Annotated in this window: 20 protein-coding genes; 12 read left to right on the top strand and 8 right to left on the bottom strand. The window is 75.4% G+C overall.

What is annotated here, in order from left to right:
* Positions 1-760: 760 nt before the first annotated feature.
* Positions 761-2380 (top strand): MFS transporter, encoded by a 1620-nt coding sequence (locus tag ACFWA9_RS20710; RefSeq protein WP_380388752.1) that lies wholly within the window; start codon positions 761-763, stop codon positions 2378-2380.
* Between the two features lie 62 nt (positions 2381-2442).
* Here the strand turns inward: ACFWA9_RS20710 and ACFWA9_RS20715 are convergent, their stop codons facing one another.
* Entirely contained in the window at positions 2443-3432 is a 990-nt protein-coding gene (locus tag ACFWA9_RS20715; RefSeq protein WP_380388754.1) for a DUF5937 family protein, read from the bottom strand.
* Positions 3433-3503: 71 nt separating this feature from the next.
* Here ACFWA9_RS20715 and ACFWA9_RS20720 point away from each other — a divergent pair, with 71 nt between their 5' ends.
* Positions 3504-4376 carry an oxidoreductase gene (locus ACFWA9_RS20720; protein WP_380388756.1) on the top strand — a complete coding sequence of 291 codons (873 nt, stop codon included), beginning with the start codon at positions 3504-3506 and terminating at the stop codon, positions 4374-4376.
* Between the two features lie 24 nt (positions 4377-4400).
* Here ACFWA9_RS20720 and ACFWA9_RS20725 read toward each other — a convergent pair whose 3' ends face one another.
* Positions 4401-4655, bottom strand: a complete 255-nt coding sequence (locus tag ACFWA9_RS20725; protein ID WP_329485719.1) for a hypothetical protein — start codon at positions 4653-4655, stop codon at positions 4401-4403.
* A 157-nt stretch (positions 4656-4812) separates the two neighbouring features.
* On the opposite strand from ACFWA9_RS20725, the gene ACFWA9_RS20730 reads away from it, so the two are divergent.
* Positions 4813-5013 carry a hypothetical protein gene (locus ACFWA9_RS20730; protein ID WP_329485718.1) on the top strand — a complete coding sequence of 67 codons (201 nt, stop codon included), beginning with the start codon at positions 4813-4815 and terminating at the stop codon, positions 5011-5013.
* Between the two features lie 105 nt (positions 5014-5118).
* On the opposite strand, the gene ACFWA9_RS20735 is transcribed toward ACFWA9_RS20730, so the two are convergent.
* Together ACFWA9_RS20735 and ACFWA9_RS20740 are read right to left on the bottom strand one after the other, a co-directional pair.
* A complete protein-coding gene (locus ACFWA9_RS20735) occupies positions 5119-5751 on the bottom strand; it encodes a hypothetical protein (RefSeq protein ID WP_380388758.1) in 633 nt (210 codons plus the stop codon).
* 137 nt (positions 5752-5888) lie between these two features.
* A complete protein-coding gene (locus ACFWA9_RS20740; protein ID WP_380388760.1) occupies positions 5889-6746 on the bottom strand; it encodes a helix-turn-helix domain-containing protein in 858 nt (285 codons plus the stop codon).
* 77 nt (positions 6747-6823) lie between these two features.
* Between ACFWA9_RS20740 and ACFWA9_RS20745 the strand changes: the two genes are divergently transcribed.
* The 4 genes from ACFWA9_RS20745 (at position 6824) to ACFWA9_RS20760 (ending at position 9590) form a co-directional block, all read left to right on the top strand.
* Entirely contained in the window at positions 6824-7252 is a 429-nt protein-coding gene (locus ACFWA9_RS20745) for a VOC family protein (RefSeq protein WP_380388762.1), read from the top strand.
* A 152-nt stretch (positions 7253-7404) separates the two neighbouring features.
* On the top strand, positions 7405-7887 hold the full coding sequence (locus ACFWA9_RS20750; RefSeq protein WP_329485714.1) for a GreA/GreB family elongation factor: 483 nt from the start codon (positions 7405-7407) through the stop codon (positions 7885-7887).
* A 148-nt stretch (positions 7888-8035) separates the two neighbouring features.
* Positions 8036-8977 carry an NAD-dependent epimerase/dehydratase family protein gene (locus tag ACFWA9_RS20755; RefSeq protein WP_380388763.1) on the top strand — a complete coding sequence of 314 codons (942 nt, stop codon included), beginning with the start codon at positions 8036-8038 and terminating at the stop codon, positions 8975-8977.
* Positions 8978-9239: 262 nt separating this feature from the next.
* Positions 9240-9590 (top strand): hypothetical protein, encoded by a 351-nt coding sequence (locus tag ACFWA9_RS20760; RefSeq protein ID WP_359807563.1) that lies wholly within the window; start codon positions 9240-9242, stop codon positions 9588-9590.
* A 19-nt stretch (positions 9591-9609) separates the two neighbouring features.
* On the opposite strand, the gene ACFWA9_RS20765 is transcribed toward ACFWA9_RS20760, so the two are convergent.
* From ACFWA9_RS20765 to ACFWA9_RS20775, 3 genes are read right to left on the bottom strand one after another with little or no spacing between them, the layout of a single operon-like run.
* Entirely contained in the window at positions 9610-10608 is a 999-nt protein-coding gene (locus ACFWA9_RS20765) for a hypothetical protein (protein WP_380388765.1), read from the bottom strand.
* Entirely contained in the window at positions 10608-12743 is a 2136-nt protein-coding gene (locus ACFWA9_RS20770; RefSeq protein WP_380388767.1) for a hypothetical protein, read from the bottom strand. Before ACFWA9_RS20770 ends, ACFWA9_RS20765 begins: the two co-directional genes overlap by 1 nt.
* Positions 12740-13006 (bottom strand): hypothetical protein, encoded by a 267-nt coding sequence (locus ACFWA9_RS20775; RefSeq protein ID WP_329485709.1) that lies wholly within the window; start codon positions 13004-13006, stop codon positions 12740-12742. Before ACFWA9_RS20775 ends, ACFWA9_RS20770 begins: the two co-directional genes overlap by 4 nt.
* A gap of 578 nt (positions 13007-13584) precedes the next feature.
* Here ACFWA9_RS20775 and ACFWA9_RS20780 point away from each other — a divergent pair.
* Positions 13585-14796, top strand: a complete 1212-nt coding sequence (locus ACFWA9_RS20780; protein WP_380388769.1) for a serine hydrolase domain-containing protein — start codon at positions 13585-13587, stop codon at positions 14794-14796.
* Between the two features lie 166 nt (positions 14797-14962).
* Here the strand turns inward: ACFWA9_RS20780 and ACFWA9_RS20785 are convergent, their stop codons facing one another.
* Positions 14963-15343 (bottom strand): helix-turn-helix transcriptional regulator, encoded by a 381-nt coding sequence (locus ACFWA9_RS20785; RefSeq protein WP_380388771.1) that lies wholly within the window; start codon positions 15341-15343, stop codon positions 14963-14965.
* A gap of 180 nt (positions 15344-15523) precedes the next feature.
* Between ACFWA9_RS20785 and ACFWA9_RS20790 the strand changes: the two genes are divergently transcribed.
* The 4 genes from ACFWA9_RS20790 to ACFWA9_RS20805 all read left to right on the top strand — a co-directional run bounded on the left by ACFWA9_RS20790 (position 15524) and on the right by ACFWA9_RS20805 (position 19724).
* Positions 15524-15985, top strand: a complete 462-nt coding sequence (locus ACFWA9_RS20790) for an STAS domain-containing protein (protein ID WP_380388773.1) — start codon at positions 15524-15526, stop codon at positions 15983-15985.
* 111 nt (positions 15986-16096) lie between these two features.
* Complete coding sequence (locus ACFWA9_RS20795; RefSeq protein ID WP_380388775.1) at positions 16097-16651, top strand: (2Fe-2S)-binding protein; 555 nt, start codon at positions 16097-16099, stop codon at positions 16649-16651.
* Positions 16648-17643 carry an FAD binding domain-containing protein gene (locus ACFWA9_RS20800; protein WP_380388777.1) on the top strand — a complete coding sequence of 332 codons (996 nt, stop codon included), beginning with the start codon at positions 16648-16650 and terminating at the stop codon, positions 17641-17643. The genes ACFWA9_RS20795 and ACFWA9_RS20800 overlap by 4 nt, the downstream gene beginning before the upstream one ends.
* Entirely contained in the window at positions 17640-19724 is a 2085-nt protein-coding gene (locus ACFWA9_RS20805; RefSeq protein WP_380388778.1) for a xanthine dehydrogenase family protein molybdopterin-binding subunit, read from the top strand. The genes ACFWA9_RS20800 and ACFWA9_RS20805 overlap by 4 nt, the downstream gene beginning before the upstream one ends.
* Positions 19725-19946 lie beyond the last annotated feature (222 nt).

Below are 19946 nucleotides of genomic sequence, written 5' to 3' on the forward strand. Positions count from 1 at the left end.
CCCCGTATCGCGGTGGCGGCCCCCTTACCACCCCGCAAACCCCGCGCCTTTCTCCCCCCGGGGGGCCGGCCCCGGTCGTCGGGGCCGGCCCCCGGCAGTCCCGGACCACTCCCCGCCCGCGCGGTTCCGCCCGTTCGCCCGGGTCGAGCGCGGCCGTATCCGCGATGCCGCGGCGTGCCCCGAGGGGCATGAGCAACAGATCTGATGGGCAGTCAAAAATACGCTGAGCAGCGGAGGTTCGACTCGCGCCGTCGACCGCTCCGGTGTGCGGGTCGACGCGCGGAGACCGCGCCGGGCCCGGGCGGCCGCCGCGGCCGCCGCGCTCACCGATCCCCCTCCCGTACGCGCTCCGGAGGCCCGTCGCGGCCCGATGTGCCACGGTGGAATCCGGGGTCAGCGCACCCCGTCGGGAGAGGAGTGGCCATGTCGTCGAAGCGACGTCGCAAGAAGAAGGCACGAGCCAAGCGCGGGGCCAATCACGGCCGTCGGCCCCAGTGCTGAGCACTTCCTGAGCGGCCACCGGTGGCCCGGCGAGGGGCCGCCGGTGGTCTCGCGCCGTCTCCGCCACCGAGCCGCGGGTGCGCGGCCACCGCGGGGAAGGCCGTGCGGGGCCGGTCGCGGGGGTGTCGACCGTGGGATCGGTCCCCGCCGCCCGCCGCCCGCCGGGCGCCGAGCCCGGAGGGCCCGAAGAGCTCACCGGAGGACCACCGGAGGACCGCCGGAGGACCCGGGGCCCCGGAGGAACGGAAGGACGCGACGGATGGGTACACCGCGGCCCGACCGCACCCCGAAGGAGTCCGCGCCGATCGCGGCGAGCCAGTCGCTGACGCTCGCGGCCATGCTCTTCGCGGTCTCGATGACCTTCATCGACCAGACGATCGTCTCGATCGCCGCGCCCGACATCATTCGCGAACTGGGCCTCTCGGCCGTCGGGATGCAGTGGGTGGTCAACGCCTATCTGCTCTCCCTCGCGGCCTTCTTCGCCCTCGGCGGCCGGCTGGCGGACGTCCTCGGCCACAAACGGATGATGCTGATCGGGACGCTCACCTTCGTGATCGCCTCGGCGCTCTGCGGCGCGGTGCCCTCCGGCGGTGCCGCCGAGACCTGGCTGATCTGCTTCCGGGCGGTGCAGGGCCTCGGCGCGGCGCTGATGTTCCCGGCGGCGCTGGCCGTGGTGGTGGAGGTGTTCCCGGTCGAGCGGCGCGGCCGGGCGCTGGCGCTGTTCTTCGGGGTCGCGGGCGGCCTGACCGCGATCGGCCCGATCCTCGGCGGCTGGCTGACCAGCTGGACCTGGCGGGCGATCTTCTGGGTCAACGTGCCGGTCGCGGTCGTCGCGGTGGTCCTGACCGTACTCGCCGGCATCCGCAACCACCCCCGCCGCGAGCCGGTCGACTGGCCGGGCGCCGCCCTGGTTGCCGTCGGGATGGGTCTGAGCGTGCTCGGCCTCCAGCAGGCGGCGGCCTGGGGCTGGGGCAGCTGGGCGACCTGGCTGTGCATCGTCGGCGGGCTGGTCGTCCTGGTGGTGTTCGTCGCGCTGGAGCTGCGCACCGAGCACCCGCTGATCAAGATGCGGGTCTTCGCCGACCGGGCCTTCGCGGCGGACAACGCCGTGCTCTTCTTCGCGATGATCGCCTTCGTCCCGGTGTTCTTCTTCGCCTCTGTCTACGCGCAGGTGGCGCTGGACCAGACGCCCAACGAGGCGGGTCTCTACCTGCTGGTCTTCTTCGCCGGGTTCGCCCCCGGCTCGCAGATCGGCGGGCGGATGCTGGACCGGCGCGGCGCGCGCCCGCCGATGCTGCTGGGCACGGCGGTGTCCGCGGTCGGCTTCGCGCTCTGGGCCTCGAAGATCACCGACCTGTCGCTCGGCGCGCAGTGGCCGTACATCGTCCTGGCGGGCGCGGGGATCGGGCTGCTGCTGACCCCCGCCTCGACGGACGCCGTCAACCGCTCGATCAACGCCTCGTACGGCGAGGTCACCGGGATCACCCAGACGGTGCGCAACTACTCCGCGAGCCTGGGCCTGGCGGTGCTGGGCACCGTCCTGCTGCACAGCACCACCAGGAACGTGCGGAGCACGCTGGTCGCCAACGGCGTCCCGGTGGACGCCGCGCCCGGCGTCGCCGACACCGTCACCAAGAGCATCACCGGCCACGGCTCGGGCTCGCAGGCGCCGAACGGCGTCGGCGCCACGCTGCTGGACGCGATCCGGCAGGACTTCGCCGAGGCGAACGGGCCCGTGCTCTACGGCATGGCGGCCGCGCTCGCGGTCGCCTTCGTCTGCGCGCTGCTGCACCCCGGCACCCGGGTCACCGCGGACCCCGCGCCGGTCGTGGACACCGCCGCCGTCTCCGAGGGCGGCACCGGCCCGGCTACGGGTTGAGCGGCGACCAGAGCCAGGCGCAGGACGGGTGACGACCGGTCAAGCCCCCTCGGCCGGCGCCCTCAGGGCCGGGGCGCCGCCAGCACGGCTTCGGCGACGGAGGTACGGGCGTAGAGCACCGAGCGGCCGGCCCGGTGGGCGCTGACCAGGCCGGCGTCGCGCAGCGCGGTGAGGTACTGCGACACCCCGGCCGGGGAGAGCCCGGTGCGGCGGGCCAGTTCGGTGGTGGACGCCGGGGAGTCCAGTTCGGTCAGCAGCCTGGTCCGGGAGCGGCCGAGGACGGCGGCCAGGGCGTTCGCCGCCGGGGCCGGCCGGGACTCCCACAGGGCGCCGATGCCGCGGGCCGGATAGGCGAGTTGGGGCGGCTCCGGCGGCATCAGCCGGGTGAGCAGGTGCGGCCCGGTGAACGCCGAGGGGATCAGCAGCAGCCCGTCGCCGGCGCCCTGCCGGGACAGCGTCCGCCGCCGGCGGGCGATCCGCAGCGCGTTGTCGTCCCAACTCGCCGAGGGGTGGAGCTCGTTGAGGAGCCGCCCGGTGCCGTGCTCGGCGACCTGGCGGGCCCGGTGGAAGACATCGGCGTCGAGCGCCGCCCGGATCCGCGCCCAGTAGGGGGCCAGGGCGAGCTCCCAGTACGTCTCGATCTCCTCCGCCAGCCGCTCCAGCTGGGCCGGCGGGGAGGCCTGGAGGGCCCGCAGCCGGGGGCCGGGGGAGCCCTGTTCGCCCCGCAGGCGTGCGAGGTCCTGGTGCACCCGGGACGGGGGCGTGGCGCGGATCCCGGCCAGCTCCTGCGCCAGGGTGGGCGCGGGCCCGGCGGGCGCCGGGTTGAGGAAGTCGGCGACGTAGCCGGCGCGCGGCACCAGCTCGGCGAGCAGCCCCCGGTCCAGGCCCGCGGCGGTGACCCGCGGCCGGACCTGCTGGATCCACGGCTGGTGCACGGGGTGCGCGGCGCCGGAGGCCAGCAGCCGGTAGCTGGTGCCCACTTCCCACATCGGCGAGACGGCGAACCGCACCAGGGCCAGGTCGGCGGCCGAGAACGCCAGTTCCGCGTGCACGCGGCCTCCTCAGGATTCGGACATCCCTTAATCGTTGGCGGCCCAGTGTACGGCCCGGAGATCATCCGGGCATGACCTCAGAGACGACCGCCCCGGCCGCGGCGGGCAGTTGGAAGATCGGTGGGCTGGCCCTCACCCGGCTCGGCTACGGCGCGATGCAGCTGGCGGGCCCGAAGGTGTGGGGGCCGCCCCGGGACCGGGACGCCGCCCTCGCCGTCCTGCGCGCCGCCGTCGAGGCCGGGATCACCCACCTCGACACCAGCGACTACTACGGCCCGCACGTGGTCAACGACCTGATCCGGGAGGCCCTCCACCCGTACCCGGAGCACCTGTGCGTCGCCACCAAGGTCGGCGCCCGCCGCACCCCGGACCGGGCCTGGCCCGCCGCCCTGTCCCGCGACGAGCTGGTCCGGGCCGTCCACGACAACCTCCGGCGGCTGGACGTACCGGCGCTGCACCTGGTCAATCTGCGGATGACCGACACCCGGGCCGCCGCCGACGTCACCGGGCCGTTCGCCGTCCTCGCCGAACTGCGCGAGCAGGGCCTGATCCGCCACCTCGGGGTCAGCAACGTCAGCGCCGAGCAGGTCCGGGCGGCTCGCGACGTCGCCCCGGTGGCCTGTGTGCAGAACCACTACAACGTCGCCCTGCGCGGGGACGACGACCTGGTCGACCGGTGCGCCGAGCAGGGCATCGCCTACGTGCCCTACTACCCGCTGGGCGGCTTCCGCCCGCTCCAGGTCGACGCCCTGGAGGACGTCGCCCGTGACCTGGGCGTCACGGCCCGGCAGGTGGCGCTGGCCTGGTTGCTGCGGCGCTCCCCGAACATCCTGCTCATCCCCGGGACCTCCTCGGTGGCGCACCTGCGCGAGAACATCGCGGCGGCCTCGGTCGAGCTGCCCGACCGGGCGCTGCGCGTCCTGGACGCCGTCGGCACCCGCTGAGCGGCCCCCGGTCGCCGGGCGGGCTCACCGGCCGGGCGCGATGTCCGCCAGGGCGGCGAGCAGGCGGCTGTGGACGGCGGCGGCGACCTCGCGGGTGACCGGATCCGGGTCGTCCAGGCGGTCGGCGATCAGTTCGGCGGCGGCCGCGACCACCGGCACCGGCAGCGAGGTCTCGCGCAGGTGCAGGAGCTGGGCGGCGGCCCGTTCACTGGCCGTGGTGGCCCGTGACTGCGGGATCAGTGAGGTGAGGCCACGGGGTTGCTGGTGTGCGCTGCTCATCCCGTCATTGTCCGGGTTCCGGCGCGCTCCCGGTGCCACCCCCGCGCGGGCCGAGCGCGCGGCCGGTTCCACCATCTGGCCCCGCGTACCCCGTACGGCTGTCCGTTTTCGCCCTCCAGGCGCCAGGATGGAGGCAGTGAACGAACTAGGAGGCGGTATGAACGACCGACCCGATTCGATTCAGTGGCCCGGCGAGGTCACGCCGGACGCCCTGCTGCACACCGGCGCCGGCGGTGAGGTCACCCCCGAGGACCTGGTGCTGGCCTCCGGGCGCGACATCACCCCGGAGACCCTCGCGTGGGCGGAGCGGAAGCTGGCGGCGGAGGGCCCCGCCGCCCTGGACAAGCTGCTTCCCTGAGCGCCTCCGCTCCGCGGACCCGCTGCCGGGGCCGTTCGGACCGGTGCCATCGCGGCGCCGGTCCGAACGGCGGCTTCGGTGCGACCGGGGGTGTGCGGAGCGCCGTCAGAGGCGGTGGACGGCGCACGGAGAGTACGCGAACGGCGTGCTGAAGCCCGGCACCTGCCGGAGCTCCGCCGTCCACCGGTTGTCGAGCACGCCGCGCCGCAGCAGGAAGAGCCGGTTGGCGCGGCGCTTCAGCAGGCCGCGGTAGCGGTCCACCGCGTCCGTGCCGTTGACGGCGAGCTCGCGGACGAACTCCTCCAGGTAGCAGGTGGCGCAGCCGGGGCCCGGCCGGTGCCGGTGGCGCGGCACTCCGGCCGCCTCCAGGCCCCGGACCACGACCGTGCCGTCCGGGCCCACGCCGACCAGGAACGCCTCCGGTCCGGTCTCCGTCCCGCAGATCTCCAGCAGCCTCTCCCGGAAGCGTGCCGGGTCGACCCGGACCAGCGGTTGCTCGAACAGCAGCCTCAGCAGCGAGATCACGTGCGACAGCAGGGTGGCGCCCGCGGTGGTCCAGCAGACGGCCGGCAGCCACCACGGACCGGCCGTCCGGCCGAGCGCGATGCCGACGGCCGACCAGCAGTACGCGGCGAGCGAGTCCGCGACCACGGCGTCGCCGCGGAACCACACGCGCAGGACGGACCACATCGCGAGGAGCGGAACGGCCACCGTGCAGGCGGTGTGCAAGAGGCCCATGGCGCTGTTCCCTCCGCCGGAAGTCCCTTGGGGGGTGTTCCACCCGCGGCGGCGGCCGAACCCGCGCGCACGAGCCGGGATCGCCGGGCACCAAGCTCCGCCCACGGACGAGTTGACGCCGCGTCAGCCCGGTCGGCTCACGCCACGAGCCGGGCGAGCAGGGCGGCTCCGGTGGCGTCGGCCGGGTGCTGGGTGAGCAGCAGCACCCCGGTGTCGGCCGCCGGCCGCAGCAGCGAGAAGGTCAGCCGCAGCACCCGGTCCGGGCGCCCGGTGTCCACCACCTCGACCGTGCTCGGCCGGAAGTCCGCGACGGCGCGGCACTGCCACCAGTGCGCGGCGTCCGGCCGCAGAGCGTGCAGCCGGCGGACGATCTCCGCGGACCGGGGGTCGTCGGGGACGTGGGCGGTGGCGGCCCGGAACTGCTCGTAGAGGCCGCGCAGCAGCGCCTGTCCGCCGGGGGCGCTCCCGTCGGCGGGGCCGGCCGTGATCCGGTGGCGTCCGGGTGGGCCCGCGGCGAGGTGCAGCAGCAGATTGCGCTCCTCGGCCGGGGCCTCCTCCAGGGCTCCCCACAGGCGCCGGTGGGCCGCGTTGGCGGCGAGGACGTCGAAGCGCTCGTCCAGTACCAGTGCCGGGGTGGCGTGCCAGCTGTCGACGAGCGCCAGCGTGTCCGGGCCGGGGACGGCCGCCGCCCACTGCCCGGCGCGCGGGGGAGGGGGGAGGAACCCGGCCAGCGCCAGGGCGTGCCGGTGGGCGACCGGATCCATCCGCAGCGCCCGGCAGACGGCGTCGACCACCTGTCGCGAGGTGGTCACCCGGCCCTGTTCCAGCCAGGTGTACCAGGCCACGCTGACCCCGGCGAGGGTGGCGACCTCCTCGCGGCGCAGCCCGGGGGAGCGGCGCCGGCCGCCGGCGCCGAGGCCGACGTCCTGCGGGGCGATCGACGCCCGGGCCGCGCGCAGATGGGCACCGAGCTCTCGGCGTAGCGACTCGTCCATGGGCTGATCCTATGAGTGCGACTCACCCCATGAACGGTGGGCTGCCACCACCGCCCGGGACGGGCGAGGCTGACGGTATGACAGCTGAGCAGCGGACGCCCCGGGTGTGGCGCCGGCAGAACGACTCCTCCCGCCTCGCCGAGCCCCGTGTCCTGATCCGGGTCTTCCTCGAACCGGACGGCCTGGACGGCGCCGTCGCCTTCTACGAGCGGCTGCAGGCGGTGACGGCCGACTCCGGCTTCGACTTCGGCGCCCTGCGGCTGGCGACCGTCGGCGCGTTCCTGCTGATCGCGGGCGAGGAGGGCGAGTTGGCGCCGTACCGGGACACCACCGGCACGCTGCTGGTGGACGACGTCCGCCCCTACTACGAGCGGCTGCTCGCCGAGGGGGCGGAGATCGTCGTCCCGCTCCGGGACGTCCCCACCGGTGCCGGGTTCAACGTCCGCCACCCCGACGGCACGGTGGTCGAGTACGTCCACCACCGCCCCACCACGGCCGGCGACTGACCGGCCCCGGGGGGTGACCGGCCGGACACGGGGCCGGTCGGTCACCCTGCCGGGAGCGCCGCCGGGGCGACCGGCCCGAACGGTCCTTGCTATGCTCGGAAATGCCCACTTCAGGGCGATTTGTTCTGTCCCGCCATACCACGGGAGCAGGAATGACCGGTGTCCCCGAGCCCATCAGCCCCGAGGCCCGTGAGGCCCTCGAACAGGAGCTCGCGCAGCTGCGGATCGAACGCGACGCCGTCGCGGCGACCCTGAAAGGCACCGGCACCGATACCGCCGGCGATCTGGCCGACCAGGCCGACGAGTTGCAGCGCGTCACCGAGACCGCCCGGCTGGACGCCCGGATCGCCGGGATCACCGCGCGACTGAGCGAGGCGGCGACGGCCCCCGCCGCCCCGCCCGGTGTCATCGGGGTGGGCAGCACCGTGACCCTCCGGTTTGCCGACGGCGGCGAGGAGACGTTCCAGATCGGCGAGCTCGCCAACGAGTTCGAGCAGACCCTGGTGACCTACGACAGCCCGCTCGGCCATGCGCTGCTCGGCCGCCGCACCGGGGAAGCCGTCTCCTACGACACGCCTGCGGGCCCGGCCACCGCCGAGGTGCTGGCGATCGACGCGCCGCCCGGCCCGGCCTGAGCCGGTCCCCCAGGGGCGCCGGGCGGCCAACTCCGGGCTCCGGAGCGCGGACCACCCGGTCCCCCAGGGGCGCCGGGCGGCCAACTCCGGGCCCCGGAGCGCGGACCGACGGCGAAAGGACACCGTGCGGTCGCGCTAGTGTGCGTGGGTGAGCCTTCATGTCGTCATGGGATTCGGGCCCGCCGGGGCGGCCACCGCCAGGCTGCTGGCCGAGCAGGGGCATACCGTACGGGTCGTCACCAGGTCGGGCCGCGGCCCGGAACCGGGGATCGAGCACGTCGCGGCGGACGCGGCCGACAGCGCCCGGCTGACCGAACTGTCGAAGGGCGCGGCCGCGATCCACAGTTGCGCCGCGCCGCCGTACCACCACTGGGTGCGGGACTGGCCGCCGCTGGCCTCCTCGGCCTGCGCGGCGGCCGAGGCGAGCGGCGCCGTGCTGGTCATGCTCGGGAACCTCTACGGCTACGGCCCGGTGGCGGGCCCGCTGACCGAGCGGCTGCCGCTCGCGGCCACCGGGCCCAAGGGCCGGGTGCGCGCCGCGCTGTGGGAGCAGGCGCGCCGACTGCACGAGCAGGGCCGGATCCGGGCGGTCGAGGTGCGGGCCTCGGACTTCTTCGGGCCCGGCGTGACCGACGGCGGGCACCTGGCCGGGCGGGTCGTGCCGCGCGTGCTGCGCGGCAAGCCGGTCTCCACGCTGGGGGATCCGGACGCCCCGCACAGCTGGAGCTACCTGCCCGACGTGGCCCGGGCGCTGGTCGAGGTCGCGGGCGAGGAACGCGCCTGGGGGCGGGCCTGGCACGTCCCGACGGCGCCCGCGCGGTCCGCCCGGGAGATGGTCGACCGCCTCGCCGCCGGGGCGGGAACGGGGCCGGTCGCGGTGCGCAGGCTGGCGCCGGCCGTGCTGGGGGTGGCGGCGCTCTTCTCCCCGCTGGTCCGGGAGCTGAAGGAGACCCGCTACCAGTTCGACCGGCCGTTCGTCGTCGACGCGAGCGCCTACGAGGCCGAGTTCGCGGTGCGGGCCACCTCCGTCGACGAGCAGGTCGCGGCGACGCTGCGGTGGTGGCGGGAGCGGGTCGCCACCTCGGGCTGAGCCACCTCGTACTGAGCCACCTCGGGCTGAGCCGCCACGGGCCGAGCCACTCGGGCTGGGCCACCTCGGCCCGGGCCGCCACGGGTCGGGTGCTGCCCGGGCGGCCCGGACCCCACCCACGGCCCAACGCCGCCGGCCGCGCGCGCGGCCCGCAGCCCCCCCGGTACCGCCCGGGGAACGGACACCCGGTCCCGGTGGGCCGGACCGCGCCGCCGGGCGTCCTCGGCGGGCGACCGGGCGCCGCCGGACGTAGGTTGCGGTCATGACCAGTGACGAGACGACGATCCCGGCCGTGGGGGTGCGGGGGCTGGACGAGGTGTTCGAGGCGATCGAGGAAGCCAACCAATCGCCGCAACCGTGGACCGGTTTCGAACACGGAGTACTCGGCGCCTACCGCTGGGCCGCCGGCGCCCAGCCCGGCGCCCCGGTGACCGCGGCGGCCCCGCTCGGCGCCGCCGGAGGGCCGTGCCGGGCACAGCTCCTGGCCGAGTGCCAGGCCGCGGCCGTCCGGGTGAGCGAGCCGCTGCGGGACGACGCCGACTACGCCCTCGGCGCCTACCAGGCGCTCGCCTGGCTCTGCGGCCACGAGGAACAGCGCCCCCGGCCGGCCTAGGCGGTCGGGGCGGCGCCGGTCAGGCCTCCTGCTTGAGCTGTCCGGCCGCGGCGCCCCGTTCGCGGTCGGTGGACGCGCGGGCCCGGTCCCGGAGCGCGGGCAGACCGATCCCGGCCTCGTCCTGGTGGGTGGCGTCGGCCCAGAGGCCCAGGAGACCGTTGGCCTGGTCGTCGAGGCGGGCGAACCGCTCCCGCGCGGTGGGCGCGGGCTCCGCGAGCCGACCCAGCCAGGTCCGGGCGAGGTACTCGGCAGGGGCGTCGCCGAACGCGGGTGGTGCCCCGGCGGGGGCCAGGCCCTGGAGCACCCCCTCCTGCCAGGCGGTCCGGGCGGCGCGGGAGCGCCCGCGCAGGACGTCGTCGGCGATCCCGTCGAAGACCCCGGCGGGTGCGGCGGCGCGGGCCAGCGGGTCCTCGATCGCGGCCGGCGACGGGTCGGCCGGGACGGCGGCCAGGCCCGCCGCGCCCTGCCGCAGGTCCGCCCCGCGCAGGCCGGCGTAGGCCGCCGGGCTCTCGGCGAGGCCGCGCAGGACCTCGATCAGCTGGTCCTCGCGGACGGCGAAGTGCACCCCCCGGTCGTCCTGCCAGGCGTCGTCGTCCGGGCCGTCGTGCGCCATCGCGGCGTTGCTGACGCCGGTGAGCACCGTGTGCGTGTCGGCGGCGTAGTCGGCGAGGGCTTCGGCGAGCGGGCCGCGCACGTCCGGGTGCACCCGGTGGCCGGCGGAGTCGGCGACCGCCAGCACGACCGTGCGCATCGCGTGGGCCTGCCCGAGGGTGTGGGCGCCGGGCCGCGTCCCGACGGTGGCGCGGCGGAGCCCGGCGGCGAGTTCGCCGCACGGCAGGTCGGACCGCCAGGTGTCACCGAGGACGGTCCGGACGCGGGCGTCCGTGCGCAGGCCCGCGCAGTCCCGGTCGGGGTCGTCGCGCCCGAGCGTCCACCAGAGCCCGGTGCCGACCGCGGCCGCCACCACCAGGGCGGTGGTGGCGGCCGCGGTGCGGCGGGCCCCGGGCGTGGCTGCCATCAGGCGTTGCCCCGGCCGAGGTAGCGGCCGGCGACGTCGTTGCTGCGGTTGCGGCTGTTGAGCATGTCGTCCTGGAGGGAGTTGACGGTCGGGCCGTCCGGGTCCATGCCGCGGTCCCTGGCCCAGATGCCGACCATGTCGGACATCTGGCGGTTGGCACCGAGGTAGGTGTCCGACACCTTCGCGTTGGCCTCGGAGTTGTTGCGGTCCTTCTCCTCCAGGCTGACCTCGTACGTCCAGGTGTCGACCAGGCGCTGGGCGGCGTCGCCGAGCGGTGCGATCGGGGTGATCGGGGCGCCGATGGTGTGGTAGAGGACCTTGGCCTTCCAGTCCGCCTGGGCGTTCTTGTCGTCGCGCATGTCCAGGTCCGCGTCGGCGCGGATCGCGTCGAAGACCCCGAGCGCCGCCGCGCCCTTGCCCATCGGGTCCTTCATCTGGGCCTCGGTGGGGTTGGGCCCGATGGCGGCGAGCTCCTGGTCGATCCGGCCCGTCTCGGCGCGGTGCAGGGTGCCGTAGGCGGCCGGATCGTCGGAGAGGCCGCGCATGAACCGGACCAGGCTGTCCTGTCCGACGGCCATCCGGGTGGTGTCGCCGTCCTTCCACACCGAGTCGTGGCCGGTGTGGCCGTTGTAGACGTCGTTGCGGCCGTTGAGCAGCTCGTGGGTGTCGCCGACGTAGTCGGCGAGGGCGTTGGCGAGCGGCCGGCGCAGGGTGTCCTTGATCTTGTCGCCGCCGTGGCCCTCGTCCATGGTGACGATGGTGTCGTGCATGACGCGGGCCTGGGCCTCGGTGTGCTTGCCGTCGTGCGCGGTACCGGCCCGCTCGCCGGTGGCGGCGGCCTCGACGGCGGCGGCCAGGCCGCTCTGGGAGAGCGGGTCGGGCATCTTCATCTCGCCGGTGTAGCCGGTGAGGTAGCCCTGCGGCCAGTCCCGGTCCTTCAGCAGGTAGTGCAGCCGCTGGTTGGAGCCGTCCGCGCCCGGGTCCAGGAAGGAGGTCGCGGCCTCGGGCTGACGGCCCATGACGCCGAGCAGCTCGTCCAGCGGGTCGGCGCCGAGCGAGGTGCCGTCGTGCGACGCCCGGTAGCTCCACAGGCCCGGCTGCTTCTTCTCGGCGGCGATGATGTCGTCGCCGAGGTCGGTGAGGAAGGGCGTGGAGTACTTCGCGTCGCCCTTGCCCATCAGGGTGCCGAGGATCTGGTACCCGTAGACCGGCTCGGTGTTGGAGCCGAAGTTCCTGGTGCCGTTCTCCCGCAGGCCGGCCCGCCACTTCCGGTAGAACTCGGTGTTCGGGTCCTGGGTGGCGGAGGCGATGGCCCGGGTGAGGTCGGTCTGCAGACCGGGGTAGCTGCCCTTCTTCCCGTCGTCCTTGCCCGGGTCGTTGAGCTTCTCCGCGAGCTTCAGGGTGCCGTCGGGGCCGAGCGTGTCCAGCAGTGTCCGGGAGAACTCGGGGCTGTCCGCGTTGGCCTTCATCAGGTTCGCCAGCTGGGCCCGCTCGTCGCCGTTCAGACTGTCGATCCGGGTGGCGAGGTCGGCGGCGCGCTGCGCGTCGGCCTGGTCGCCGCCGCCCAGCGCCGAGCCGTTGAAGGAGTTGTCGAAGCTGCCGGCCTTCGAGGCGCTGCGCAGGGCGCGGGCGGCGCGCTGGTCGGCGTCGGTGGCCCGCTGGAGGCCGGCCTCGATGGCCTGCGTCCACTTGCCCGCGGCCTCCTGGTAGGCCCGTTGGGTGTCGGCGTCGTGGTGGAGGTCGTTGAGCGTGCCCGGGTCGAGCGTGCTGGGATCGAGCACGGCGACGCCGGTGCCGGTGACCTTGAAGCCGGCCTTGACCGCGCCGTCCGCGGCGTCGCGGACCTGCTTCTGCGCGGCCTCGAAGTCCGCCCGCGCGTCGTCGAGCAGTGAGGCCATCGCCTTCGCCTCGACCTGGGCGGCCACGATCTGCCCCTTGGTCGCCATCAGTTGGAAGTCGGCCAGACCGGCCGTGCCGCCCGTCCACAGGCCGTCGCGGGTCACCGAGAGCACGTCGCGGTCGAAGCTGCCCTCCATGGTGTGGAACCGGTCGGCCATCGCCCGCCACTGCGTCGCGGCGGTGGACAGCGTGCCGGGGTTCGCGTGGAGGACGTCCTCGTATCCGAGCATGGTCACTTCACCTTGAGCAGGTCGGCGATGGACTGGTTGGTGGTGTGGTAGTTGAGGGTCGTCTGCTCCATCGCGGAGCTGTTCCGGTGCAGCCGCGCGGTCAACTGCTCGACCTGCTCGTGCCATTCGGCCAGGGCCGCGCGCAGCGCACCGGCGGTGTCCCAGCCCTGGTGCGCAGCGGCCGCCGCGTTGGTCGACTCGTCCGCCAGCGCGCCGATGGTGGGGCAGTCGAGGGCCATGCCGTTCAAGGCCGACTGCGAACCCTTCATCGCCTGACTGTTCACGCTGAACTGACCACTACCCGCCGGTGTGCTCATGCCGACCGCCCCCGTTCGACTCGTCGCCTCACGCGCCCGGTGGGGCGACGGCGAGCGGTTCCGCGGCTCCCGGCGGCCTGGCCGCCGGGTGCGCTGAGCGTCACCGGGCTTGCGGTCGACCCCACTTGGCGCTTCGTCGGCGCGATCGTACTCCCCTCGGCGAGTCCGCTCCCGGAGCGGAGGGGGCGGACCGGGGGCGCCGGGGCGGGACCGGGGCGCGGCCGGTGGCCCGCCCGGTGGGCGGACGGTCGTCGCGGCAGGTCAGGGGGGTGGTGTCCGGACCGGAGGTGCTCGCGTAAGGATTTCGTCAGGATTTCCGGCGGCGGTGTGCGGGCCGCCGGGCCGGGCCCGCCCGGTGGGGCCCGGGCTCCGGGCAGGCCCGGCCCGGCGAGCTGAGGGGACCGAGCACGGCGGTGGTCCGTACGGATGGACTCGCCGGGGGGTGGGCGTCGGGCGCGCGGGGCGGGGCCACGGGGGGTGGTGACCTTGGCCTCGCAGTGTCCGCCCACTTCCGGAGGAGACCCCCACCCATGCGCCGTGTGCCCGCACGCAGACTGGCCACCGCCCTGCTCGCCCTCTCCACCCTCGCGCCCGTCACCCTCTCGGTGTCCCCGGTCCAGGCCGCCCCGGTGGCGGCGGCCGCCACCGCCGCCGACCGGTCCGCCGACGGCCGCCCGCCGCACGGGCTGGACCCCGCGCTCGCGGCCCGCCTCGACGAGGCGATCGAGTGCACGCGCCTGGAGGCGGGCATCCCCGGGGTGATCGTCGGGCTCTGGCTGCCCGGCCGGGGCACCTACGTCCGCTCGTCCGGGGTCGCCGACACCGTGACCGGCGCGCCGATGCGGACCGACTTCAACATGCGGATCGGCAGCGAGACCAAGACCTTCACCGCCACCGCCGTCCTGGAACTGGTCGACGACGGCCTGGTCGGGCTGGACACCCCGATCGCTGCCTACCTGGACGGCGTCCCCGACGGCGAGCACATCACCGTCCGGCAGATGCTGGAGATGCGCAGCGGCCTGTTCTCCTACACGGCCGACCCGGCCTTCCAGCAGGCGCTGCTCAGCGACCCGACCCGGTCGTTCACCCCGCAGGAGGTGCTGGCCTACGCCTCCACCCACCAGAACGTCTTCGCCCCGGGCACGGCGTTCCAGTACTCCAACACCAACTACGTCCTGCTCGGCCTGCTGGTGGAGAAGCTCGCCGGGATGCCGCTCAAGGACTTCGTCCACCAGCGGGTCACCGGGCCGGCCCACCTGGACCACACCTTCCTGCCGACCGGCGCGGAGTTCCCGCAGCCGCACGCGCACGGCTACACGAACCAGACGCTGAGCGGCGACGTCGCCGACACCACGGACTGGAACCCGAGCTGGGGCTGGGCGGCCGGTGCGATGATCTCCGACCTGCACGACCTGCGCCGCTGGGCCAAGGTGGTCGCCACCGGCACCCTGCTCTCCCCGGCCACCCAGGCGCAGCGGGAGAAGTTCATCACCGTCCCCGGCTTCGACGGCGCCGGGTACGGCCTGGGGCTCTTCCGGACGCACGGCTGGGTCGGGCACAACGGCTCGCTGCCGGGCTACGAGAGCGTGACGATGTACCTGCCGGAGCAGGAGGCCACCATGGTGCTCCTGATCAACACCGACATCCTGCACGACGGCTTCGAGCCGAGCACCCTGCTGGCCAGGGCGATCACCTCGATCATCACCCCGGACCACGTCTACGAGCTGCCGGCCGAGGGCTGACGGTCCCCGCCGCGCCGCGGGCCGGCCGGGCCTCCGGGCCCGCCGGCTCAGGCCGGCCGGCCTCCAGGCCGAGGAGAAGGGCGATCGACGTGCTCAGGGCCACCTGGGTGGGCGGCGGGAGCGGATGCTCGCGCACATCCCGGCGGACTGACCGACCCCCACCCGGTCAAGGCACCTGGCGGCCGGCGTGCCGGTCGGACCGCTGCGGGGCAGGTCGGCGCCCGTCGCCGTCCTGCTCCCCGGCCCCGGGGGGGGGTTCCGCCGCCCCCTGCCCCGGGGCGCCGTCGTGGTGGGCCCGGGCCAGCAGGTCGCGGAGTTCGGCCACGCTCAGCCCGGACTCCGCCGGGTGCCGGAGCCAGGTGCCGGCGGCGATCCGGTAGAGGTTGCGGCGCCCGGTCCGGGGCCGGGTGAGATAGCCGGCCTGATCCAGGTCGGTCACGATGGCCTGGACGGCGCGTTCGGTCAGCTGGACCTCCAGCGCGATGTCGCGCAGCCGCACGCCGGGGTCGCGGGCGATCGCGGCGAGCACCCGGGCGTGGTCGGTCACGGACGTCCGGCCCGTTCGCGCTGATCCTTCCAGGGCCATACCCCCTCCTAGGAGTGCCGATTCCCTTCTTGCCCCAGGCGAATCGGCGTTCGGGCATCGGTTGACGAGCGAAGCGATGGGACCCACCCTTGAAGGGCCCACCCAAGAAGGGTCCGCCTGCGTCGCCCGGAGGAGGAGGCCATGGTCGAAGACCCGTACCGAAGGAGCACCGACGCCGAGCCGGCCTCGCCGCCGGCGGTGGTGAACGGCGGCCGCCCGGTCGGGCAGCGGCTCGCCCGCGGCCTGTGGGTGCACTGGGAGACCGCGCGGAACGGGGACCGGGTCCAGGTGCTGGTGACCGGGGAGATCGACCTCGACGCCGCCGGGCCGCTCGACGAGGCGCTCGAACGGGCCCTGGACGCCAGCCGCAGCGGCCTGGACGTCGACCTGTCCGGCGTCTCGTTCTGCAACAGCACCGGCCTCAACACCCTGCTGCGCCTGCGGGCGACCGCCCAGCACGGGGGGCGCGACGTGGTCCTCACCGCGGCCAGCGAGGTGGTGCGGCGGCTCCTCGTGCTGACCGACACCCTCGACCTCTTCGCGCCCGCACCGGCCCCCGACGGCGGAGCCGGCCGCCCGGAGGGAGACCTCGCACCGCCGTGACCACCGGCGGACCGGTGACCACCGGCGTGCCCGCCGGGGCGGTGTACGGCGAAGCGGTTGTCGAGCGGGTCGGGGGGTGTCCGGCGGGGCCCCGCGTGGAATGCGTGGGCCATGGATGCCACCGACACCCTCGCGACGAGCAGCGGGATCGCCCTGACCGTCAACGACCGGCCGCACACCCTCACGGTCGACCACCGCGCCACCCTCCTCGACGTGCTGCGCGACCGGCTCGGTTTGACCGGTGCGAAACAGGGCTGCGACCACGGCCAGTGCGGTGCCTGCACCGTGCTGCTGGACGGACGGCGGGTCAACAGCTGCCTGCTGCCGGCCGTCGCCCAGGACGGCCGCGCGGTCACCACCGTCGAGGGCCTGGCCGGCCCGGACGGCCCGCACCCGCTCCAGCGGGCGTTCCTCGAACAGGACGCCTTCCAGTGCGGCTTCTGCACGCCGGGCCAGCTCTGCTCGGCGGCCGGCGTCCTCGCGGAGACCGCCGGTGACCCCGCTCCGACCGACGAGGCGACGCTGCGCGAACTGCTGAGCGGCAACATCTGCCGCTGCGGCGCCTACCCGGCCATCGTCCGGGCCGTCCGGCAGGCCCAGGCCGAGGGCCGGGGCGGCGCGTCGGCCACCGGGGCCGGGGCGGGGAACGGGGAGGGTCCGGCATGAAGCCCCACGGCTACACCCGGCCCACCGAGGTGGCCGCCGCCGTCGCCCTGCTGGCCGGGCGTCCGGACGCGAAGGCCCTGGCCGGCGGCACCAATCTGGTCGATCTGATGAAGCTCGGCGTCGAACGGCCCGGGCTGCTCGTCGACATCGCCCGCCTGCCGCTCGACCGCGTCGAGGAGACACCGCAGGGCGGCCTGCTGATCGGCGCCAACGTGCGCAACAGCGACCTCGCCGACCACCCGCTGGTCCGCGAGCGCCACCCGGTGGTGTCCCGGGCCGTCCTGGCCGGGGCCAGCGGTCAGCTCCGCAACGCCGCCACCACCGGCGGCAACCTGCTCCAGCGCACCCGCTGCCTCTACTTCCAGGACGTCTCCAAGCCGTGCAACAAGCGGCTGCCCGGCTCCGGCTGCCCGGCCCGCACCGGCGTCCACCGCGACCTCGGCGTCCTCGGCACCTCCGACCACTGCGTGGCGACCCATCCCTCCGACCTCGCGGTGGCGCTCGTCGCCGTCGACGCCGTCCTGCACCTGACCGGCCCCGCCGGGGACCGGACCATGCCGCTGACCGCCTTCCACCGCCTGCCGGGCGCGACCCCGGACCGCGAGACCGAACTCGGGCCCGCCGAACTCATCACCGCCGTCGAGCTGCCGCCGGCCCCGGCCGGGGCGCGCTCGGTCTACCGCAAGGTCCGCGAACGGGCCTCCTTCGCCTTCGCGACGTGCTCGCTCGCCGCCCTCCTGACCCTGCGCGACGGCCGGGTCGAGACCGTACGGCTCGCCTTCGGCGCCCTCGCCCCCCGGCCGTGGCGGGCCCTCACCGCGGAGGCCGCGCTGCTCGGCGAGCCGTACACGGCGGCCGCCGTCGGAGCCGCCATGGACGCCGAACTGGCCGCCGCCCGCCCGCTGCCCGACAACGGGTTCAAGGTGGCGCTGGCCCGCCGGCTCGCCGTCCGCGAACTCGGCCTGCTCGCCACCGGTCAGGAGCAGCGATGACCAGCGACCTCGCCCGACCGGAGGGCCTGGACAAGGTCACCGGAGCCGCCCGCTACGCCGGCGACCACCACCCCGACGGGCTGCTCCACGCCTGGCCGGTCCCCACCACCGTCGCCCGCGGCGACATCACCGCCGTCGACACCGCCGCCGCCCTGGCGATCCCCGGGGTCCTCGCGGTGCTCACCCACCGCGACGCGCCCGTGCTCACCCTGCCCGCGGACGGCGACCCGACGCTGGCCGTGCTGCAGTCCCCCCGGGTCGCGCACCGCGGCGAGGTGGCCGCCCTGGTCGTCGCCGAAACCCCGCAGGACGCCCGGGCGGGGGCCGAGGCCGTCCGGATCGGCTACGCCGCCGAACCGCACGACGTCGTGCTCACCGACGACCACCCCGGCCTCTACACGCCCGAGAAGGCCAACGGCGGCCACCCCGCCGTCCGCACCCACGGCGACTTCGACCACGGCTACCAGCAGGCCGACGTCCGGATCGACCGCACCTACCGCATCGGCCCGCTGCACAACCACCCGATGGAGCCGCACACCGCCACCGCACAGTGGGCGGACGGCCGGCTCACCGTGCACGACTCCAGCCAGGGCGGCAACAACGTCCAGGAGACCCTGGCCGCACTGTTCGGGGTGGCGCCGCAGGACGTCCTGGTGATCAGCGAGCACGTCGGCGGCGGCTTCGGCAGCAAGGGCACCACCAGGCCGCACGTCGTCCTGGCGGCTATGGCCGCCCGGCACGTCGGCCGTCCCGTCCGGCTCGCCCTGCCCCGGGCCCAGCTGCCCGCCCTCACCGGCCACCGCTCGCCGACGGTGCACCGGCTGCGCCTGGGAGCCGACGACGGCGGCCGGCTCGCCGCGCTGGCGCACGAGGTTGTCACCCGTTCCTCGACGGTGCGCGAGTTCGTCGAGCAGGCCGCCGTGCCGGCCCGCGTGATGTACGCGGCGCCGCACAGCAGGACGTCGCACCGGGTGGTCCGCCAGGACGTGCCCACCCCCTCCTGGATGCGGGCCCCGGGCGAGACGCCGGGCATGTTCGCCCTGGAATGCGCGATGGACGAGCTCGCCGAGGCCTGCGGGCTGGACCCGGTCGACCTGCGCCTGCGCAATGAACCGGCCGTGGAGCCGGACTCCGGCCGCCCGTTCAGCAGCCGCCACCTGGTGGAGTGCCTGCGGGAGGGTGCGCGCCGGTTCGACTGGGCGGGCGAGCGCGCCCGGGGGCCCCGCCGCGAGGGGGCCTGGCTGCTCGGCTGCGGCGTCGCCGCCTCGACGTACCCCGTGCTGGTGTCGCCCTCCACCGCCGAGGCCGTCGCCCTCCCGGACGGCACCTTCCTGGTGCGCACCAACGCCACCGACATCGGCACCGGCGCCCGGGCGGCCCTCACCGGGATCGCGGCCGAGGCGCTCGGTGTGCCGGCGGACCGGGTGGGCGTCGCGATCGGCCGGACCGACCTGCCCCGGGCGCCGCTCGCCGGAGGGTCCTCGGGCACCGCGTCCTGGGGCTGGGCGGTCCACGAGGCGTGCACCGGGCTGCGCCGCACGCTGGCCGAACGGGGCACCGCGCCGCTGCCCGCCGAGGGGCTGCGCCACCTGGCGGACACCACGGGGGCGGTCAAGGCCGGCCGCGAGTACGCCCGGCACGCCTTCGGAGCCCAGTTCGTCCAGGTCGCGGTCGACGCCGACACCGGAGAGGTGCGGCTGCGCCGGCTGCTCGGGGTCTTCGCGGCCGGGCGGATCCTGAACGAGCGGACCGCCCGGTCGCAGCTGGTGGGCGGGATGATCATGGGTGTCTCGATGGCGCTCCTCGAACACAGCACGATGGACCGGGAGTTCGGCGACCACGCCGAACGCGACCTGGCCGCGTACCACGTGGCCGCGAACGCCGACATCCCGTCCGTGGAGGCCCACTGGATCGACGAGGAGGACGCGCACCTGAACCCCATGGGCTCCAAGGGGATCGGCGAGATCGGCATCGTCGGCACCGCCGCGGCCGTCGTCAACGCCGTCCACCACGCCACCGGGGTCCGGGTGCGGGACCTCCCGGTGGGCCCGGAGCTCCTGCTGGACGCGCTGCCGGGCTGATCGGCGCCGGCCCAGCGCCGCGCCCGCCCTCCGACGGACCGGAGGGCGGGCGCGGTGGTACCGGCGGCGGCCTCAGTGGCCGGCGAGTTCGCCGCTCAGGCTGCGGTGGATCTCGGCGCTGGGCCGGTTGCGCCTCGCAGGCCGTGGGACGGCGAACGGCCGCCCCGTGCCGGTGGCTCTACCCGAACGCGGCCGCCCGCCCGGTGGCCGGGCCGAGCCCTC

It is taken from the genome of Kitasatospora sp. NPDC059973 (genome assembly GCF_042737525.1).
Classification (GTDB): domain Bacteria; phylum Actinomycetota; class Actinomycetes; order Streptomycetales; family Streptomycetaceae; genus Kitasatospora.